19 protein-coding genes are annotated in these 19,649 nt (G+C 36.5%); 18 read left to right on the top strand and 1 reads right to left on the bottom strand.

Features of this window, described 5'->3' with window-relative positions:
• Positions 1–8: 8 nt before the first annotated feature.
• The 12 genes from KQI83_RS13620 to KQI83_RS13565 all read left to right on the top strand — a co-directional run bounded on the left by KQI83_RS13620 (position 9) and on the right by KQI83_RS13565 (position 14,995).
• Positions 9–1,778 carry a hypothetical protein gene (locus KQI83_RS13620; RefSeq protein WP_216559173.1) on the top strand — a complete coding sequence of 590 codons (1,770 nt, stop codon included), beginning with the start codon at positions 9–11 and terminating at the stop codon, positions 1,776–1,778.
• 10 nt (positions 1,779–1,788) lie between these two features.
• Positions 1,789–2,700: a glycosyltransferase family 2 protein gene (locus KQI83_RS13615; RefSeq protein WP_216559170.1), complete on the top strand. Its 912-nt coding sequence runs from the start codon at positions 1,789–1,791 to the stop codon at positions 2,698–2,700.
• Position 2,701: 1 nt separating this feature from the next.
• Entirely contained in the window at positions 2,702–4,012 is a 1,311-nt protein-coding gene (locus KQI83_RS13610) for a lipopolysaccharide biosynthesis protein (protein ID WP_216559167.1), read from the top strand.
• A 13-nt stretch (positions 4,013–4,025) separates the two neighbouring features.
• Positions 4,026–4,955 (top strand): glycosyltransferase, encoded by a 930-nt coding sequence (locus tag KQI83_RS13605; protein ID WP_216559164.1) that lies wholly within the window; start codon positions 4,026–4,028, stop codon positions 4,953–4,955.
• A 111-nt stretch (positions 4,956–5,066) separates the two neighbouring features.
• Positions 5,067–6,947, top strand: a complete 1,881-nt coding sequence (locus KQI83_RS13600) for a helix-turn-helix domain-containing protein (protein ID WP_216559161.1) — start codon at positions 5,067–5,069, stop codon at positions 6,945–6,947.
• A gap of 217 nt (positions 6,948–7,164) precedes the next feature.
• Entirely contained in the window at positions 7,165–9,024 is a 1,860-nt protein-coding gene (locus KQI83_RS13595; protein ID WP_216559158.1) for a glycosyltransferase family 2 protein, read from the top strand.
• Positions 9,025–9,036: 12 nt separating this feature from the next.
• Positions 9,037–9,378 (top strand): EamA family transporter, encoded by a 342-nt coding sequence (locus KQI83_RS13590; RefSeq protein WP_216559155.1) that lies wholly within the window; start codon positions 9,037–9,039, stop codon positions 9,376–9,378.
• Positions 9,375–9,698: an EamA family transporter gene (locus tag KQI83_RS13585; RefSeq protein WP_216559152.1), complete on the top strand. Its 324-nt coding sequence runs from the start codon at positions 9,375–9,377 to the stop codon at positions 9,696–9,698. The genes KQI83_RS13590 and KQI83_RS13585 overlap by 4 nt, the downstream gene beginning before the upstream one ends.
• Positions 9,699–9,820: 122 nt before the next feature.
• Entirely contained in the window at positions 9,821–10,600 is a 780-nt protein-coding gene (srtB, locus tag KQI83_RS13580) for a class B sortase (RefSeq protein WP_216559149.1), read from the top strand.
• Positions 10,587–11,732 (top strand): LCP family protein, encoded by a 1,146-nt coding sequence (locus KQI83_RS13575; protein ID WP_216559146.1) that lies wholly within the window; start codon positions 10,587–10,589, stop codon positions 11,730–11,732. The genes srtB and KQI83_RS13575 overlap by 14 nt, the downstream gene beginning before the upstream one ends.
• Before the next feature lie 109 nt (positions 11,733–11,841).
• Positions 11,842–12,876: an LCP family protein gene (locus KQI83_RS13570; protein ID WP_216559143.1), complete on the top strand. Its 1,035-nt coding sequence runs from the start codon at positions 11,842–11,844 to the stop codon at positions 12,874–12,876.
• 250 nt (positions 12,877–13,126) lie between these two features.
• Positions 13,127–14,995, top strand: a complete 1,869-nt coding sequence (locus KQI83_RS13565) for a hypothetical protein (RefSeq protein WP_216559140.1) — start codon at positions 13,127–13,129, stop codon at positions 14,993–14,995.
• Here KQI83_RS13565 and KQI83_RS13560 read toward each other — a convergent pair.
• Positions 14,992–15,144: a hypothetical protein gene (locus KQI83_RS13560; RefSeq protein WP_216559137.1), complete on the bottom strand. Its 153-nt coding sequence runs from the start codon at positions 15,142–15,144 to the stop codon at positions 14,992–14,994. The genes KQI83_RS13565 and KQI83_RS13560 overlap by 4 nt on opposite strands.
• Positions 15,145–15,548: 404 nt before the next feature.
• Between KQI83_RS13560 and KQI83_RS13555 the strand changes: the two genes are divergently transcribed.
• The 6 genes from KQI83_RS13555 (at position 15,549) to KQI83_RS13530 (ending at position 18,852) form a co-directional block, all read left to right on the top strand.
• Positions 15,549–15,728 carry a hypothetical protein gene (locus tag KQI83_RS13555; protein WP_216559134.1) on the top strand — a complete coding sequence of 60 codons (180 nt, stop codon included), beginning with the start codon at positions 15,549–15,551 and terminating at the stop codon, positions 15,726–15,728.
• A gap of 32 nt (positions 15,729–15,760) precedes the next feature.
• Positions 15,761–16,393 carry a DUF4176 domain-containing protein gene (locus KQI83_RS13550; protein WP_216559132.1) on the top strand — a complete coding sequence of 211 codons (633 nt, stop codon included), beginning with the start codon at positions 15,761–15,763 and terminating at the stop codon, positions 16,391–16,393.
• Complete coding sequence (locus tag KQI83_RS13545; protein WP_216559128.1) at positions 16,371–16,664, top strand: hypothetical protein; 294 nt, start codon at positions 16,371–16,373, stop codon at positions 16,662–16,664. Before KQI83_RS13550 ends, KQI83_RS13545 begins: the two co-directional genes overlap by 23 nt.
• A gap of 15 nt (positions 16,665–16,679) precedes the next feature.
• Positions 16,680–16,886: a hypothetical protein gene (locus KQI83_RS13540; protein ID WP_216559126.1), complete on the top strand. Its 207-nt coding sequence runs from the start codon at positions 16,680–16,682 to the stop codon at positions 16,884–16,886.
• A 120-nt stretch (positions 16,887–17,006) separates the two neighbouring features.
• Complete coding sequence (locus KQI83_RS13535; protein WP_216559123.1) at positions 17,007–18,416, top strand: hypothetical protein; 1,410 nt, start codon at positions 17,007–17,009, stop codon at positions 18,414–18,416.
• Between the two features lies 1 nt (position 18,417).
• The gene (locus KQI83_RS13530) at positions 18,418–18,852 is read left to right on the top strand and encodes a hypothetical protein (RefSeq protein WP_216559120.1); all 435 of its coding nucleotides are present in this window, start codon (positions 18,418–18,420) and stop codon (positions 18,850–18,852) included.
• Positions 18,853–19,649 lie beyond the last annotated feature (797 nt).

Raw genomic sequence — 19,649 nt, 5'->3', positions numbered from 1 at the left:
GACACATTATGGAAAGTTCAATAGCAGCATCACTCTTTTTTATCGTTGCATGGGGTGCTTTGGCGAGTGGAATATATTTTAGTAAAAAATCTGAGAAGAAGTTAGACGCAGTTACATGGGTAGTAGCCGATATTTTGGTTACTACCTGTTGGCATGTTTTGGTAGCAGCAGTAATCAATCTGTTAAAAGTTCCGGTAAACATTATTACTATAGGAATTTTTGATTTATGTGCAGGAGCAGTTTTGTGGTTTCGCATTTATAAATCAAAGGAAAGACAGAAATATGAATTTCATATCGGCGATGCAGTTTTTTGTGTGGCGTTATTGGTGTTTTCTGTGTTGTTGACAAAATATCGTTATGGTGGAACAGAGTTTTTTATCAATTATCTTACCATAGACCCGGCAGCACATTTTAAGGCAGCCATGGATGTGGTGAACAATCAGTGTGTAAACAACATGTTTTATCAGGCATTAACCAATGGATTGTTGATAGAAGTGTTTTCGCCCTTACTAAAAGTGGATTACTACTATCGAATATTTGTGTTTAGTGAGCCGCTATTTTTAGCATTAGCAGGTGGAATGTTTTACGGAACGATAAAACGATACTTAAATACCAGATTTATGCAGGTGGCAGGAATTATTGTATCATTCCTGTATATTGGTGGTTATCCATTAGACAGTACAGAATACGGCTTTGTATATCTTGGAATGGGAGTTACGCTTTTGATATTATTAGTATTCTTAGCAGATACATTTGCCAAGGATGAAATTGCCAAGTGGTGGAACATAGTTCTATTATCGTTAGGTTGCCTTGGCATTTTTGAGTGTTATGTTATGTTTATGCCGATTATATTCTTTGCGGTTATTTTTGTAGTATTTTTAAAACAGCAAAGAGCAGGAATCTTAATTTCCAAAGACACGGTTATCACTTGTCTTGCGATTTTCCTGATACCATGTATTTTGGGAATGGTGTATACATACTTTGGGATTTTCGGTAGCAATTTAACCGTTGGCGGAGCATTGTCAAACGAAGGGGCAATTTACAGAGACCTGTATTCTAATTTTGTTCCGTTTTTACCATTTGCACTGTATGGATTCTATAAAGAAGTAAAAGAAAAGAAAAATACAACAACTTTATTCTTACTTCCGTTTTTAGTAATCTTTATGATAGGTCTGTTTCTAAGAGGAATGGCGGGAAAAGTATCCTCCTATTATTATTACAAGACCTATTATGTATTATGGTTTGTTGTGATGTTATTGGTGATTGCCGGAATTTCTTATATGACAAAGGAAACAAGAATTGTAACCGGATGTTGTTTTGCTGTATGGCTTGCAGTATTTGGGGCAATGGTATTTCATATAGAAGAGAAGATTCAAGGAAGAAATGAACTGTTTAATGTAAATATAAAGTCCTCGGCATTCAATGATATTTTTAGTTATAATTATAATAACCTGCGGTCAGCAGGCTATTCACTAGACAAGCGAGAGTTATACCATTATGTGTATGATGAATTGATTTCTAAGGGACAGGATATGGTTCCAATCGCCAGTTACTGGCAGGACGATTTCTGGTATCAGGGAATTACCAATCAGAGAAATGATGGTTGGGATGTGAATAACTCAGCAGGATTTTTGGAAATGTTGTTAAATTCCGATGCAGAATATGTATTAGTGCTTACAGATAGTCAAAGCACGGTTTACTTAGACAATCAGACATATTTTGATTCATTGGAACGCGTGTATGAGAATGCAGCAGGATTTGTAGCAAAGTTGAAATAAGGAGGCAGAAATGAGTCAGGCAAAAGTAAAAGTATTAATGTCTGCCTATAATGGTGAAAAATACATTGCCCAGCAGATTGACAGTATTTTAGGGCAAACCTATGAAAATATTGAGATTTATGTGCGAGATGATGGTTCCAAGGATAATACCTTAAAGGTATTAGAACCATATGTGGAAAAAAATCAGATTCACTTGGAAAAGGGTGAAAATGTAGGATTTGTAAATAGCTTTTTATGGTTAGTTGCCAACAGTGGCGAGGCAGATTATTATGCATTTTCCGATCAGGATGATGTATGGTTTGAAAATAAAATCGAGATGGCACTGGAGCGTTTGGAAAATACGCCAAAGGATAAACCGGTCTTATACTTTTCCAATTATGATTACTATGACGGAGATTTGAATTTCATGGCACATCGAGATGGAAAAACCCCTAAGATGGGATTTCGTAATTCCCTGGTAGATTGTGTTTCCCTTGGATTTAACAGTGTATTTAATAAGACTGCAAGAGATATTGTAGCGGCAGATGTTCCAAAGAAATGTACCGGGCATGACTGGTGGATGTATATGATTTGCGCCGGAATGGGTGAGGTAATTTATGACGAACGCCCCACTACAAAATATCGCAGACATGCAAATAACGTCAGTGATGGTGGAGATAGTTTTATCAAGTTTCAGATATGGCGATTCAAGCGTTTCTTTTTGAATCACTATTTCCATCATATTCATGAGCAGATAAAGGAATATGAAGTATTATATAAGGAAAGATTATCTGTTAAAGATCAAAAGACCCTTGCAATGTTTACGAAAGACGGATTTCATCCGTTATTGGCATTAAAGAAAACCTTTTATCCAAAGTATTTCCGTCAGGGGATTGTAGACGAAATTTTCATAAGAATTATTTTCTTAATAGGACGATTATAATATGAGTAAAACAAGTGAGAAAAAAGTAAGAACAGTACAACAGAATATGTTGTTTAATACGGTAGGCTCTTTGATTTATTATGTATGTCAGTGGTTGATATCTGTAATTATTGTACGAGTTTCCGGTTTTGGTGATGCAGGGCTTTTATCCCTAGCCATGAGTGCAACAGCAGCACCGGCAATTGTAGGTCTGTTTAATGTAAGAAGTTATCAGGTGTCCGATATGGACGGACAGTACACGGACAGAGAGTATATGCGTTCCAGAGTATATACCAATGTGTTGTCTGTTGTAGCGTGTCTGCTAGTGGTTTTATACTATGGGTATTCCTTAGATAAAGCAATTATTATCATGAGTTTTATGGGCTTTAAGGTCGTGGAAGGAATGGCAGATGTATATTATGGAATCGACCAGAAAAATGAACGAATGGATTATGCGGGAATTTCCCTGACAATTCGTGGAATCGGTTCGATGGTAGTTTTCTTTGCGGCGTTCATTATAGTCGGTAATGTATCACTTATTATGATGTCAGATACACAACCGATTTCTGATACTATGTTTGTCACAGCACGTTTATTAATCAGTATTGTGGCAATGTCACTGTTTTCTTTAGCAGTGGTGCTGTTCTATGACAGACGCAAGGTAAAGCGTTATGTAGAAGAAACACCGATAGACAAAGCGGTTATGAGAAAACAGGTAAAGTCCTTATTGATTACCTGTTTTCCATTAGCAGTGGTAGCATTTTTAAATAATATGTCTTTGACCATACCAAAATTATATTTAGAACAGTTCTTTGGAGAAAAAGTGATGGGAATTTATTCTTCTGTTGCATCTCCTACCATTGTAATCCAGCTGGCAGCAACAACCCTGTTTGCACCACTGATTCCACCGTTGACCGTAGAGTTTAACAATGGCAATAAAAAGAATTTTTTAAGTGGATTGAAAAAGTTTGCTTTATTGATAGGTGCAATTACCATAGCAGCATTAATAGGTTCTAAGCTGTTAGCGCATTGGGGATTGGTATTGCTGTTTGGAACAGATATTGAGCCATATGTTTATCTGTTTATTCCGGTAATTATTGTGTCCATATTGATTGCCATTAACGCAAGTATGTTCAGCGTATGTACCTTGATTCGTGCCATTAAGTCACAGTACCTTATTGGCGGATTTGGAATTTTAGCGGCAGTCATAGGTTCACTTACCGTTGTAAAAGAATATTCTATGGACGGAGTAGTGTGGGCATTAGTAGCAACACTATTGGTTCAGATTCTGATACAGTTTATAATTATTTATCGAAAAGTAAAGAAAATGTGAGAGGCGAAAAATCATGGGAAAGCCAAAAGTAAATGTAGTTCTGGCAACTTATAATGGAAAAAAATTTTTAAAACGTCAGTTAGACAGTATTGTGAATCAGACATATGAAAATATAGATATTTATATTCGAGACGATGGTTCTAAGGATGATACCGTTGCTTTTTTAGAGGAATATATCAAGAAGGATACCAGTGGAAGAAGAATTGCTTTATTAGATAATGGCGGAAAGAATCTGCGTTGTCCATACAGCTTTTACGAGATTTTGCGTAAGTGTGATGAAGCTGATTATTACTCTTTTTGCGATCAGGATGATGAATGGTATCCGGATAAAGTTGCATGGGCAGTGGAGCGTTTAGAACAAGAAGATAAAAATCAGATTTTGTTATACTATACCGCATGTGATTACTATACGGATAAGGGAGAGTTTATCCGCCGTTCTCCAAAGCAGAAAGAAACATTGGAGTTATCAGATGTTATTTATTATACGCCGGGTTCTGGATTTACCATGGTAATCAATGAACGGGCAAGACAAGAACTGTTATTGCAGGTGCCGCTGGGAAAGGAATTGCATGACCGTTGGTTGATTCGCGGAGCAGTGTGCTTTGGTAAGGTATTGTACGATGAACGAAGCTCGGCAACACATATCCGCCATGAAGAAGCAGTGACTTCCGGTGATGCAGGGACCGGAAACCTTATAAAGTATTTTGTGCAAAAGGAAATCTTAGGACCGGAGGCAAAAGAAGATAAAAAGTCCTTACAGTATTTTTATCACACCTTTGAAGGTCGATTAAATTCAGCGCAAAAAAAGATACTTTCTGTTTTTATACGAGATGGATTTTCCCTGCCAAACTGGTTTCATAAAGTGTTTTATCCAAAACGCCTGCGTACCAGAACACCGGGAGAAATTGCATTACGAATATTGTTTATATTAGGAAGAATTTAGAAAGAAAATCAAGAAAAAATCGCAAAAAGCGTAGATATCAAAAAAGAAGAAAGAATCATGGTAAAATATGCCCTATACATTTGAGAAATAAGTTGTGTAGGGTATTTTTTTATGAATGGAATTGGAACAGTAATTAAAAATTTGCGTAAGGAGGAAGGAGTATCACAAACAAAACTAATAAAGGGTCTATGTTCACACACCACGCTGTGCAGAATAGAAAGTGAAGAGCGAAGACCGGATCAGCTATTGCTGGAAGCCATTTTACAGCGACTGGGAAAATCATTTGATAAGTTCGGAACGATTATCAGTGTAAAAGATTACCATATGTTAGAAGAACGTGATAATATATGGAACGCTCTTTTAAGAGGAAAATACGAAGAGACATATCATCGGTTAAGAAGCTACGAGAAAGATGTAAATATGCAGGATACATTCCAAAAACAATTTGTGTTAAAGTGTCTGGGAATGTTGCAGGCAGAAAAAGGAAAATGGAAAGAAAGCGTAGAAACCATAGCCCAGGCGATATACTTAACAGTCCGTGATTTTATGGAAATGTCTATAGAAAAACTGGTATTAGGCAGGAATGAAATGTTTCTGATATTATTACTTTCCCGCGGGTATGAAAAGCTGGGAAGGCAAGAAGAAGCAAAGAAATTAGTATACGGATTATTAAAAAACATAGAAAAGAAAAAATGGGACGAAGAGGAATTGGTAAAAATATATCCCAAAGTGGTATATGCCGGTATTCAATTTTTAAAAGAAGAGAAAAAATATGAAGTTGTGATATTGTTGGCAAATAAAGCAATCGATTTATTAAAGCGCAATGAAGTTATTTTTCAGTTGGCAGATTTCATGGAAGAACTTATGTGGGCAATGCAGCAAAAAGCCCGGGAAGAAAACCGTAAACTAACACAGGAAGAAGCCTTTTTATATATACAAATAAAAAGACAAAAAGCAGCCCTGGAAAAGGTGTGGGAAGAGTACGGAGGGATTCCCCAAGAAAATATGTGGTGTTGTACCAATATTCAAAAGAATCTTGTTACAAGTAATGAAATTATAAGAAAATGTCGGGAAAATGCAGGATTGTCTCAGGAGGCATTGAGTGACGAAGTTTGCAGTTCCGAAACTCTGTCACGAATTGAAAGGGGGCTTGTTACTCCGGAAGAAAAGAATTATCGCAGCCTCATGGAAAAAATGAATCAGGCGATAGAACGAGATCGAGGTTTTATCAATGTAGAAGAGTATGAGTTGCGAGAAGAATTGCGGATGGTTTCTAAGTATACCACCCAGATGGAATATGAAAAAGCCTATCGGGTCTGGCACAAGCTTCGTAAAAAAATCCCGAAAAATTCAATGGAAAATCGTCAATGTATTCTACGTTATGATACGCTAATTCATTATGGAAAAAGAGAAATCGGATGGGAAGAGGCAATCAGGCGGTATGAGACAGCTTTGCGGGAGACCATGCCAAAGTTCGGAAAAATAGATATTACCAGGTGGCCATTAACCAGAACAGAGATATTTCTTCTAAATAATATTGCAAGTGGTTATTATAATATAGGAAGAAAGCAAGAAGCAAAAGAAATCTTAAATAGTATTAAAAAGTCCATTCAAAGCAGTAACGTTGCAGTTACTTATCAAGTGAGAGAATATGTAGTGGTGCTATATAATATAGCTATGATAGAAAAGCTAGAAGGAAACACAGCCAGAGCACAAAGGATATTTGAAGAAGGAATATATTTGGAACTTCAGGCAGGAAGATTTACAAAAGTAGCCAAGTTACTATACGGAATCGGTTGGGTACTAAAAGAAGAAGGACAAGAAGAAAAAGCCCGTCAAGTCATAAAACAGGCATTTTTCCTAAGTGATATTACAAACTCCCCAAGACTTCATAATGATATCTATAACTATTGGCAAAGGAATTGGAACGATAGTATTTTGCCTAAAAGTTATCATAATCCCATTCAGGATCTGTGTACGGAAGAATCATAAAAGCCTTTCCTCCTTTGTGAAAAGTTCAAAAATATTATGCGAAAGATGCAAGAAAAAGCCCATGATATTGCCGGAAAGATATATAATAAAAATTTTTCGGCAAAAACCATGGACTTTTTTTAAAATTCTGTCATAATAAAAAGGTTATTGCGAGTGTATATTTAGGTATGCTAGAATAAAAAAGAATGATTTAAGATTAAGAAGGAAGAATGAATATATGAAAATTACACCATATCGAATTATGAAAGGCTTTAAATATTTAAAACATTATGGTCCAAAAGCATTTTGGGCAAGACTTTGTGACCGCATGGAGCCGGAAGAAGTGCCATATGAACCTTGGTATGAATATTACAAAGCAGGAACAGAAGAACTGCAAAAGCAAAGAAAACAGGAACGAAAGTTTTCCTATCGACCATTGATTAGTATTGTGGTACCTACTTATCAGACCCCGGAAAAGTATTTGATAGAGATGTTGGAGTCTGTACACAAGCAATCCTATTCAAACTGGCAGTTGTGTATTGCAGATGCAAGTCCAAGTGATGAGGTTAGAAAAATCGTAGAACAGTTTATTGGGGAACAGCAGGAAAACAGAATAAAGTATCGTCACCTTGATAAGAATCTGGGAATTGCAGAAAATACCAACGAAGGATTAAAAGATGCAGAGGGTGAGTGGATTGGACTGTTAGACCATGACGATTTGCTGGCACCGGAAGCATTGTTTGAAATGGTGTCTAAGATGAATCAGGATTTGGAATTTGAAGTAATTTATTCCGACGAAGATAAGATTACCGAAGGAAAAAAGGGAGAGTGGGTACATTCACAGCCCCACTTCAAACCGGACTTTAGTATTGATTTATTACGTTCCAATAACTATATTACTCATTTCTTATGCGTGAAGCGTAACGTATTAGAACAGGTAGGCGGTTTCCGCAAAGAATTTGACGGCGCACAGGATTATGATTTTATTTTGCGTTGTACCGAAAAGGCGAAAAAAGTAGGACATGTGGCGAAGATACTGTATCACTGGAGAGTGCATCGCAGTTCTACCTCAGACAATCCAATGAGTAAAAAATATGCCTATGACGCAGGACAAAGAGCAATTGAGGAACATTTGGAGCGTGTAGGACAGATTGGAACGGTAACCCAGAGAAAGTTTTTTGGCTTTTATCGTGTAAAGTATAAAGTACATGGAAATCCCTTAGTAACCATTTTGATTCCAAATAAGGATCAGGCAAAGACGTTAAAACGTTGTATCGAATCCATAGAAAAGTCCACATACAATAATTATGAAGTGATTATTGTAGAGAATAATAGTGAGGAAGACGAGACTTTTCAGTATTATGAAACACTTTGTGGAGCAAAATACCAGAAGGTGTCCGGCGGCATATCTTGTCAGGGAACTTTAGCTGGTGGACAGAAAGTTAAGATTGTTACATGGGAACAGGGATTTAATTATTCTGCAATCAATAACTATGGAGCTTCCTTTGCAGCAGGAGAGTACCTGATTTTATTAAATAATGATATTGAGTTGATTACAAGAGACTGGATAGAAGAAATGCTTGGAAACTGTCAGCGACCGGAGGTAGGAATTGTGGGAGCACGTCTATACTATCCGGACAATACCATTCAGCATGCAGGAATTGTATTGGGAATTGACGGAATTGCAGCGAATATGTTCCCGGGATTGAAGCGGGAACGAGAAGGCTATATGCATCGTGCTGCTACTCAGTTGAATTACAGTGCGGTTACTGCTGCTTGCATGATGATAGAAAAACGTATTTTTGATGAAGTAGAAGGATTGGACGAAGTCCTCACTGTGGCATTCAATGATTTGGACTTGTGCCTTCGAGTAGGACAGGCAGGTTATCTGGTAGTCTATAATCCATGGGTAGAGGCATATCATTATGAATCTAAGAGCAGAGGAAAAGAAGATACGAAAGAAAAAGTACGCAGATTTGGTGATGAGATAGAGTTTATCAGAACCAGATGGATTTCCTTACTAAAAGAAGGGGACCCATATTATAACAAGAACTTTTCCCTGAAAAAGTGTAACTATGCCCTAAAACCGTATAAGTAAGGAGAAATGTCCATGCGAGAATCATTTGCAAAAAACAGAACAGGAATTTTATTGATGTTGCTTTCCTCCATTTGTGCATGTCTCGGACAGTTATTATGGAAACTGTCAGCAGAGCAGGGATTACTCATCGCATTGTTGGGATTTGTATTTTATGGTATAGGGGCGTTGATTATGCTGATTGCATATCGATTTGGCAGTCTTTCCGTATTGCAACCGATGCTTAGTATGAATTATGTGTTAAGTATTCTGTTGGGCGCAGTGGTTTTAAAAGAAGTAGTAACCATACGCAAAGTAATAGGAGTACTGGTAATCATGGCAGGAGTAATACTCATCGGGGGAGGAGACGAAGAATGATTTATTATGTGATTTTAATTGGGGGAACTGTATTAGGGGCAGTTGCATCCATGTTTTTTAAGCAAGCCTCAGAGAAAGAAAATATCATAAAGGCACTGTGGGATATCAAGTTGTATATTGGTGGTGTATTGTATCTGGCATCTGCTTTAGTAGATATTTATGTATTGCGTTACTTAGATTACTCTGCGGCACTTCCTTTTACGGCAATTACTTATATCTGGACATTGTTGTTAGCGTATTTTGTGCTGAAGGAAAAAATATCGAAAAAGAAGATTATCGGGGTAGGATTGATTGTACTGGGAGCAATTTTAGTGATGTAAAATATAGGAAAAAAAGCAGAAAAGGGCATACCGGAACGAAGTATCATAAATAAAACAGTTGTGTGGAAATAAAGAAAGCTGTATACTTGTATAAGTATACAGCTTTTTAGTAGGAGGAGATTATGGATAAAAAGAAAAAAAGTAAAATAATTCTTGCAATTTTAATTGTAGTACTTGTAGTGAGTGTTTCCTTTATAGTGGTATATTTTGTGAAACAAAATAATGCTAAGAATGAATACAAAGATTTACAAAGCAAAGCAAAGGTAAAAGAGACTACCAAAGAAACACCGGATGAGTCACAGGAAGATGGCGAATATAAAAGCCCTATTGATTTTGAAGAACTTTGGAAAACAAATGAAGAGATTTATGCATGGATTCAAATACCGGGGACGGACATTGACTATCCAATTGCACAAAGAGCAGATGACGATGCATACTACTTGAATCATACGATAGAAGGAACAGAAGGATTACCTGGGTCTATTTATACAGAAGCGATAAATAGCAAAGATTTTTCAGATTTTAATACCGTGATTTACGGTCATAATATGAAAAACGGAACTATGTTTGCAGGTTTACATAAGTATGAAGATAAAGAGTTTTTAAAGGAAAATCCATATGTATATATTTATTTACCGGATAAAACCTTGAAATATCAGATTTTTGCAGCAGTTGTGTTTGATGATAGACATGTAATGCATAGTTTTGATTACAGTACTCCGGAAGGTCGTCAGCAATTCTTAGACGAAATAAAGGGAGTGCGAACTATGGAGTCCGGTTATGATGAAAATGTAACAGTAGGAACCGATAGTAATATTATTACACTTGCAACTTGTATAGGAGGACAACCAGACAATCGCTGGTTAGTAGAGGCGGTATTAGTAGACGATGGAACAAAATAAAGAGGGGCTTACGCTTGCAATTGTAAAGAAACGTAAGAAGAGAAGAAAAAGAATTAAAGTTATTTTAATAATAGCAGGTATAATAGTAGCACTTTGCATCTGTGCGGTAGCGGCATTTTTTATCTTGCGTAAAGTAGGAGAAAATAGTCTAAAGGGAAATGTACAAAATCAGGCAAAGGAAAATTACATAACATACCAAGGGAAAAAGTATCAGTATAAGAAAGATATGGTAAATATTCTGTGCTTAGGAGTGGATATACGTCAGGAGAATCTGGACGAATGGGCACAGGAAGATGCACAAGCACAGGAAGAAGCGTCTCAGGAAAATGAAAGTGAAAGCAAACAAGAGGCAATAGAGCGTCAAAAACTTACGGGAAATAAAACCGAAAGACGAGCAGGACAGGCGGACGCTATTTTTCTGGTAGCCTTAGATACCAAAGAGCACACAATGGATGTAATTGCAGTTCCAAGAGATACTATGGTTCCGGTAAAGAAATATTCTGTTAGCGGGGAATATGAAGGAACACAGGAAATGCAGATTACTTTGCAGCATGCATATGGAGATGGCAAGGAACAAAGTTGTGAATTGATGGAGGAGGCAGTATCAAACTTGTTTTATCAATTGCCAATCAACGGATATTGTTCTATTAATATGTTGGCGCTTCCTATTGTAAATGATGCAGTAGGTGGTGTGACGGTGCATATTGATGAGGATTTGACCTTGCTAAATCCGGAATTTACAACAGGAAGTGATGTACTGCTACAGGGGGAAGCGGCAATGGACTTTGTAGGTGGCCGTGATATTACGGTAGCCCAAAGTAGTCTTGCGCGAATCGGAAGACAGAAAGAATATCTGATGTCTTTTGTTCCAACAGCTAAAAAGGCGATAAAAAAGGATATTACTTTGCCAGTGCAGTTATATCAGACGTTAAGTCAATACATGGTTACAGATATCAGCGCAGATGAAGTGACCTATCTTGCATCCGAGGGAATCCAGTGTGACTTTTCCCAAGACAATCTGCATATTGTAGATGTAGATGTGCAGATGGGAGAGCAGTACGAAGAATACTATGCTAAGGATGATGAACTTTACCAAATGATTATTGATATTTTTTATGAGGAAATAAAGTAAAGTTTAAGAATCTCTTAATCTGTAAAAAAGAGAATGTTATTGTAAAAAGAAATGTGCTATAATTCTGCGTTGTGAGGAAAATCCAAAGAAAATTAGTGAGGATGAGAAAATGAAGAAGAAAAAACATGGAAAAAAGCATAGAAAAGCGTGGAAGATTGTAGTAGCAATCTTAGCGGTTATTGTAGTATTGATTTTGGGAGTGGTAGCTTTTGCATGGAGTAAGTTCCATAAGATGGATAAAATTGAGCTGAAAAATGTAAAAGTAAATAAATTACAACCGGAAACAGAGAAAGCACTAAAAGGATATACCACAATAGCACTGTTCGGATTGGACAACCGTTCCAATGGAAACTTCAAAAGTGGAAATAGTGATACCATTATTGTAGTAAGTATTAACAACGATACCGGTGAGATAAAAATGGCATCCGTATATCGAGATACTTATTTGGACATTAGCGAGAATAAGTTCCGAAAAGCAAATGCGGCATATAGCAGTGGTGGTCCGGAGCAGGCAGTTAATATGTTGAATAAGAATTTGGATTTAAATATTACAGATTATGTAGCGGTTGATTTTAATGCTGTGGTAGAGGCAGTAGACTTGCTAGGCGGCATTGAATTAGATGTTACTTCAGAAGAAGTAAGCTATATGAACGATTATATTGATGGAGTAAGCGAGGTGACAGGTAAGAAAGGTCATCATGTAAGTGCAGGAAAGCAGACCTGTGATGGTGTACAGGCTACAGCGTATGCAAGAATTCGATATACCACAGGGTGGGATTATAAACGAACAGAACGCCAAAGAACGGTAATTACCAAAATGTTTGAAAAGGCAAAAGGGACAGATTTGCTGACGCTAAACAAGATGTTAGATGAAATACTTCCGGAAGTTTCCACCAGCTTAAGTGCCGGAGAAATCTTGAACATGGCGGGAGATATGACAAAATATCATATGGGAGAAAATACCGGTTTTCCATTTGATAAAGAATCTACCAACCTTGGAAAATTAGGAAGTGTGGTAGTTCCGGTAGATTTAGAAAATAATGTCATTCAGCTTCATCAATTTCTATATGCAAATGAATCTTATACACCATCTCAAACGGTAAAAGATTTGAGCAAAACCGTACATGACAATACAGGATATTAAAAACAAGACGAAACAGCTTATACCAAGCAGGTATAGGCTGTTTTTATATCATGGAAAATACCATGTTGTATTAAAGTGTGAAAGTTATGATTTTCCTATGATATAAAAAACGCTCTGCTAAGGAGGATTGCTCCGCATTTCTGACGAGTTTTGTCAATAAAATGCTAATAGTATGCGCAAAATTCATATAATAGTAAAAAAGTTGGAAAAAAATGGTAAAATATAGAAAAAGAGAAATGAAGGTGAGAATGTGGACGGAATCGGAAAGATTATTTTGGAAGAGAGAGAACAGGCAGGTATTTTACAGAATGAGTTATGTAAGGGAGTATGTTCGGCGGCCACGTTATCAAGATTAGAATGGTCTGAACAAAATATAGGACAATGGGGTATCGATGTGTTTTTACAACGTTTAGGAAAATCCCAAGATAAGTTTTGGACAATTGTTCATATTGGCGATTATGAACTTATGGAATTACGAAGAAAGTTGTGGAATTATATTTTACATAAAGATTATGAAAAAGCTGAAAAGGAAATAAAGAAATATCAGAAATGTGCAGGAAAAGAAACGATGCATGAGCAGTTTTGGAAGAAATGCCAAGGATTGATAAAAGGAAAAAGAGATAATGATTGGAAAGGAGCATTGCAAAGTTTTGAGAAAGCAATAAGGGCGACGCTACCGGATTTTTCTATAAAAAAGATAAGGAATACATTGATGGGAAGGGATGAGATGCAAATCGTGCTTTTGATGGTAGAGGCATACAAAGGCATTGGTGAGGAAGAAACAGCCCGACAAATGACAAAGGATCTTATAGAAAATATTAAGGGAAAACACTGGGATGAAGAAGAATTGGCAAAAATTTATCCAAAGGCAGTGAAAGTTTATAATGAATTTTTGAAAAAAGAAAATCAATATGAGCAGGTTATTACTCTTTCGCAAGAGGCAACGGAAATGTTAATAGAAAATGGAATTATATTTTTACTAAAGGAACTATTACAAGACGTTGTTTGGGGAATGGAGTGCTGTCAAAAGGTAGAGGAAAGACGATTTACCATTCGAGAAGAAATGGAATATAAACAGCTGAAAAAGCAAATTCAGGTATTAAAAGAAGTCTGGGAGGAGTATGGTAATCTGCCGGAAGACAGTATGCTGTATTGCACCAATGTACAAAAGGATGTAAGTGTCAGCAATGAAATTATGGCGAAATGTCGAAAACTGTGTAATTTGTCACAGGAAAAGGCAAGCGAGGATGTCTGTACAGTAGAACAGTATTCCAGAATAGAGACAGGAAAATGTTCGCCGTTGGAGAAGAGTTATCGGGCGTTAATGGAAAAAATGAACCAGGCGCAAGAACGAAATCGTTTTTTTATTAATGCACAGGAATACAGTATACATGAGAAGATAAGACAGATAGAAAAAAGGATAAGTGGACAGGAAATAAAAAAAGCTGCTCAAGAATGGAGTAAATTAAGAAAAGAAATACCAGATGATACTTTGAACAATCGTCAGTATATAGCAAGATACGATGCGCTGATGCGATGGTATAATAAGCAAATAACACCATTAGAATATATTAAAGAAATGAAGGAAGCATTGCGTATTACTATGCCTAAGCTAGAAACCATTGATATTAGAAAATGGCCATTGTCTAGAAATGAGATGTTTTTATTAAATAGTATTGCAAGTGCATATTATGTTATGGGAGAGAATGGAAAAGCAAGAGAAATATATAGTGCCCTATTGGAAACCGTGGTAACGAGTAATGCAAATCAGGTATATCATATTACCGAATATCGTGTATTGGCTTATAATATAGGGTTGTTAGAAGGAAAAGAGCATAATTATGATAATGCTAGGGAAATTTTAATATGTGGGATTAAAAGTTGTATGCAGGCTGGAAGAATGGAAATGTTAGCTAGTTTTCTATATTGTTTAGGATGGGTTTTACGAGAAGACGAAAAGAATGCAAATAGAGAAAATGCAGCAGAGAAACACGGCGAAAAAGCCCGTCATATTTTAGAACAGGCTTTTTATCTTAGTAATGTTTTGAATTTACCAAACCTCTGTAATGAAATATGTGATTACTACGAAAAGGAATGGAATCAAAAGATTATATATTAGTAGGTTCCATCAATAAAATTTGGATCCATAGCAACAAGTTGTGGCTTTTCAGAAGTGGACAATGAGGTTAAAGCTCCCAGGGCTGCAACTGCGCACAATGCTACTGCAAAGATAATGGATTTTGTTGATTTTAAAATGTTTTTTTTCATAAATTTTCACTCCTTTTTTTCGTTTGTTTGCAAGGCAATTATGTAAAAAAAACACTCAAAACCCCATGAGCTTGAATGTGAAAAAACAGGGGTAAATTTAACGTATGATGTCATGGCATTTTTTGTAGAAAGTTGTCATAATAAAAGGTTACGGATAAGTAAGATAAGCAATAAAATATTCCGATTTGGTCGCTTAAAATTTGTGATTAAATCGGAATATTTGTTTATGTTTTTTGAAAAATAATTGACATGATACTGGAAAATGTTTACAATAAAATTTAGTTGAGGGAAAAGAGGGCAAAAGAAGTAATAAGGAAAAATTCATAGCCTGTCATTCGACAGATTACTGGTTCGGTAGAAATACCAAAGAAAATGAAGCAAATAAATATAAAGGAGAGAAAGTTATGGCATACCTTATAGGTTATTTTGGCGTAATATTTTTCATGTCATATCTAATCGTTCATTTTGGAATGAAAGGAAAGTATATGAAAAAATACGGGGAACCCATGGGAACAGGAAAAGAAATTTTTAGAATCATTATAATTGGAATTGTATTAAGTGCCATCAGTATGTTAGGTAAATAGTGCAAAGAAATGAGACGGAAAAGAGGGAAAAAATGAATCAAAGGGATGTAAACAGAACACTGATAAACCAGTTTGTACAACAGCAGGATTTAAACGAACAGCAACAGAAAACACTGGAACAGTGGTTCCTTACATATGAAAGTAAGTTGCAGAAATTGTACGAGTATTATAAAAATGTGTTTAACAGTAACTGTGATATGCACACAGAGAAGGGGATAACGTTGCCGAAAGAGCAGTGGAAAATTCTGATATCAGGAGCCATTGAACTAATGCAGCGGATTTTGCCACTGGGAAGTGTAGTAGACCTGAGAAAAGAAAGGCTACAGGGGGCATTTCCAAAACTGGAGCAGGTGGAAAAAGTAAGAGTTGTCATTACACAAAGGTTTTTAAGCTATACGGATGAAGGATATTTTACTTATGCAGGTGTGATATATCCGGTTGGCAACCTGACAGGAAGTCAGGTCATTCATTTTAATTCGCAGATGGTTCAAAAGGTAGTTCATCTTGGTTATGAAGATGAACAGGACAGTGCGTATGTGTACCTGACAAAGCAGGAATATATCCTGCAAAAGGGAAAACGTAGTTACGAATTTGCCTCAAAAGAAGAAGGCAGAAAGTTAAGGGAGAAAATGGAGGGAAGAGATGTCGAAGGAAATAAAAATTAATATAGAGGCACTGGAAGAGGCGTTGGAAAATCTAAGAAATGCCAGTGCAACATTTGAAACTTACAGTACAGAATTTATCGGGAAAGCCCGAAACTGTATGGATGGATTTCAGTCTGATTTTACAGAAGAAATGAGCTGGCTTTTGAAAAATATGTCAGATACAGAGGCGCCACAGCTTTTGGAAAATATCGAGGAATTTATAAACGAAACAGAAATTTTAAAACAGGGATTTCAAGATGCAGATAATGGAATCGCAGAACAATTCAAATAGATAAGGGAGAAAAAGATGGGAAGATGTTGTAAGAAATATTTGAATAAGATGTTGGATGCGTATCAGGAAGAATTAGCAGATATTTCAAAAGCCATTCAGAAGAATTTTGAAGATATGGACTTTGAAAATGCAAAGACAAGAGAGGATATGGAGCTGATTGTGGGCGATATGAGAGCAGCCTGCGAAGCACTTAAAAGTACCATAGCAAGCCAGAAGGTATAGAAAGATTTGGCATAAAAATATAAAACCAAAGGGATAAGACAAAAAATATGAGACAGAAAGTATAAGACGCAGAGATGCAAAAATATAGGACATAAGAGTATAGACAAGAAAGGGAAGAGAATGTTTCATCGTGAACTAAAAATTAATTATGGAATGCTGGGTGATTTGATAAGCAACATAGAAAGTTATCAGTCAGCATTATCTGTTATGAAACAGAGCGTAGAAAAGGTATGGGAACTGTTAGAGGAAAGCTCCGGAGAGGCATACGAAGGTCTGGAAGAACGAAAAGAGACGATTTTAGGACAGATTAGTTCCTGTGAAGAAGAGTTGACAGACCTGCATGATTTATTGGCAGGATACAGTTATGACATGCAAAGTGTAATCGCACCGGTAGATGGTGAGCAGACAATGGTGGTAGACCGAAACGATATCTGGTTTAACATGCAAAGTATTTTAAGTGCATGTGACAGAATTGCCGCCATGGTATATAATGTGAATGTTCCATGGCTAGGGACAACTTATACTGCATTTGCCAAAGAGGAAGTAAAGGAAAAAGAAACCAAGTATTACAACAAGTTGGAAGAAGTTCAGCAAAAGATACAGAAAAAGTATCAGGACAGTATTGCAGGATACAAGGATGAACTGGTAAAGCTGTACGAAGATAAGGTTATAGTATATGAAAATACAGATGATGTATATGCATCAAAGGTAAGCAAAGACTATTATCCCAAGTATACCAGTCTGGGCGAAGGAATTTTAAATGTTTTTGAATGGCTGGGAGATGCAGTGACCGGTTTTGTAGGTGGTGTAATCGAAGGAGTCATAGGAGTTATAGACGGAATAGGAGAATTCCTTTTTGGCATCGGAGAATTTGCAGTTTCCGAATGTGTTGTGTTGGTAAATAAGGGAATGGGGAGCGAACCACCTGATTGGGCGCTGAAGAATGTAAAAGGAATGAAAGAGCAGGTAGGTGCGATTCTGGATGACCCAATGTTACTGGTAGAGGGGATGGCACAGGGAATCAGTGATACATATGAAAGTGAAGGAATCTGGTACTGTGCAGGATATGCAGTAGGAACCTATGCAGGAACGAAAGGGATTGCAGAGGCAGGGAAAGCAGTGAAGGGGAAAGTGGAAGTAAAAGGGAAAGTAGGGGAGAGTGGTATAAATTCTATTATTAAGAATGGAAAGGTATCAATTGACGATTTAAAAGCTAATCCAAGTGTATTTAGCGGAAAATCAGTGGATGAAATAGCACAAGCTCTTACAGATGCTGGTTATGATGTAACAGTAAAAGCATCTACAAGGTCAAGAAGTGGAGCACAAATTATAAAGATAAACAATCCAGGCGGAGGGAAAAATATTTCTCAAGTACAAGTTTCGCCAGGTGGTGGAAGACATGGAAGTAATCCGTATGTAAAAATAAGTACTACAGACCAAGGTATAATAAAAATAATTGATGGTTCAGAAAGTCTCTACAAAACAGATGGAAAAGAAACTGCAACAATTATTTTTTCAGGAGGTAACTAATATGCTATTAGATATTACTGCTCCAATTATACCCTTTAAGGGATTTGGAGAAATAAAATTATATAGTACAAGAGATGAACTGAGTGATTTATTATCATTAAATAATGTTGAAGCTATGGTAATTAATGAAAATTGGATTCGATATGATATTCAAAATAGTGTGGAATTATTCTTTCATCTTGGAAATAATAAATTATTTCGAATAACAACACTGGATAACTATAAGGGAAGGTTATTTGAAAAGATAGGAGTCGGGACTACCGAACAAGAAATGTTAGAAATTGAACCGTCATTTGTTTATAATGAATTTGAAGAAGTATGGGAGTCTGACAAAGGTGTGTTTATAGAAATGGATGCTGAAACCAATAAGGTTAGATGGATTTCCGTATACATACCAGAATTAGATTTAGAAAGCTTTGAAGAATGTAACTGGTAATATATTTAATTATAGTTATACTTTCGGACTCAAAAGTAAAAAATTAATCCTACTGATACTAACGATTGCTGAAAGCAGTAATATTAATGTGATTCAAGTATGATACAATTCCGTATAGGAATTGATTAATGAGGGCGAAATTTGCCCTCAGGTATACGAAAGAAAAAACTTGATATGAATTTCCAATAGGCTGATATAAACGCACTCTTAGCAACAGAATATTTGTGAAAGGGTGCGTTTTTATGTGAAAGTATTGTTATAAACGGTAAGTGTTTTTTATCAAAATCAGTCTTATAAGAGGTATTCTAGATACAAAAAGGAGTCAAGCATCATTTATGGAATGTTAAAGCATGGTACGGAGTACCGTATGCCAGTAGAGGAAAATGCTGGAGAAAATATGTAGAGCAAATGTCAAATATGTGGTAGAATTTTAAGCAGATGTAAAGGTCGGCTTTGGAGAGTGTACTCTTTTTTCGATAGGTGGGCATCGGCTTGGATTGTTATAAGGGCAAAGACTTTATGTCAAGAGTGGTGCATATTCAGGAGATTTAATGTCGTCTGAGGAAGCAGCTCGGTATAGTGAGCATTGGCGTGAATGAAAAACCTAATCCCCCAGCTATGCTGGGGTGAATGGAGTAAGCAGTAGCGTGTAGGATAACGATAAAAAGCCTCCTGTGTTACAATGAGAAAGGTATCGCAAGCCAATCTCAAAACAAAGGAGGCGGTCCTTAATGGACAATCAAAGTTTATCACATGTTCGCTGGAAATGCCAGTACCATATAGTTTTCATACCAAAA

Origin of the sequence: Roseburia sp. MSJ-14 (assembly GCF_018918225.1) — a bacterium.
In the GTDB taxonomy this organism is placed as follows: domain Bacteria; phylum Bacillota; class Clostridia; order Lachnospirales; family Lachnospiraceae; genus Petralouisia.
The sequence above is the reverse complement of the archived record's forward strand: the minus strand, read 5'-3'. Positions and strand labels throughout refer to the sequence as shown.

Excerpts from the sequence above, each read along its gene's own strand:
- KQI83_RS13530 (WP_216559120.1), top strand. The coding sequence starts at position 18,418 with ATGCTATTAGATATTACTGCTCCAATTATACCCTTTAAGGGATTTGGA.
- KQI83_RS13600 (WP_216559161.1), top strand. The coding sequence starts at position 5,067 with ATGAATGGAATTGGAACAGTAATTAAAAATTTGCGTAAGGAGGAAGGA.
- KQI83_RS13550 (WP_216559132.1), top strand. The coding sequence starts at position 15,761 with ATGAATCAAAGGGATGTAAACAGAACACTGATAAACCAGTTTGTACAA.
- KQI83_RS13540 (WP_216559126.1), top strand. The coding sequence starts at position 16,680 with ATGGGAAGATGTTGTAAGAAATATTTGAATAAGATGTTGGATGCGTAT.
- KQI83_RS13595 (WP_216559158.1), top strand. The coding sequence starts at position 7,165 with ATGAAAATTACACCATATCGAATTATGAAAGGCTTTAAATATTTAAAA.
- KQI83_RS13615 (WP_216559170.1), top strand. The coding sequence starts at position 1,789 with ATGAGTCAGGCAAAAGTAAAAGTATTAATGTCTGCCTATAATGGTGAA.
- KQI83_RS13570 (WP_216559143.1), top strand. The coding sequence starts at position 11,842 with ATGAAGAAGAAAAAACATGGAAAAAAGCATAGAAAAGCGTGGAAGATT.
- KQI83_RS13585 (WP_216559152.1), top strand. The coding sequence starts at position 9,375 with ATGATTTATTATGTGATTTTAATTGGGGGAACTGTATTAGGGGCAGTT.
- KQI83_RS13535 (WP_216559123.1), top strand. The coding sequence starts at position 17,007 with ATGTTTCATCGTGAACTAAAAATTAATTATGGAATGCTGGGTGATTTG.
- KQI83_RS13590 (WP_216559155.1), top strand. The coding sequence starts at position 9,037 with ATGCGAGAATCATTTGCAAAAAACAGAACAGGAATTTTATTGATGTTG.
- KQI83_RS13545 (WP_216559128.1), top strand. The coding sequence starts at position 16,371 with ATGTCGAAGGAAATAAAAATTAATATAGAGGCACTGGAAGAGGCGTTG.
- KQI83_RS13620 (WP_216559173.1), top strand. The coding sequence starts at position 9 with ATGGAAAGTTCAATAGCAGCATCACTCTTTTTTATCGTTGCATGGGGT.
- KQI83_RS13555 (WP_216559134.1), top strand. The coding sequence starts at position 15,549 with ATGGCATACCTTATAGGTTATTTTGGCGTAATATTTTTCATGTCATAT.
- KQI83_RS13575 (WP_216559146.1), top strand. The coding sequence starts at position 10,587 with ATGGAACAAAATAAAGAGGGGCTTACGCTTGCAATTGTAAAGAAACGT.
- KQI83_RS13610 (WP_216559167.1), top strand. The coding sequence starts at position 2,702 with ATGAGTAAAACAAGTGAGAAAAAAGTAAGAACAGTACAACAGAATATG.
- srtB (WP_216559149.1), top strand. The coding sequence starts at position 9,821 with ATGGATAAAAAGAAAAAAAGTAAAATAATTCTTGCAATTTTAATTGTA.
- KQI83_RS13605 (WP_216559164.1), top strand. The coding sequence starts at position 4,026 with ATGGGAAAGCCAAAAGTAAATGTAGTTCTGGCAACTTATAATGGAAAA.
- KQI83_RS13560 (WP_216559137.1), bottom strand. The coding sequence starts at position 15,144 with ATGAAAAAAAACATTTTAAAATCAACAAAATCCATTATCTTTGCAGTA.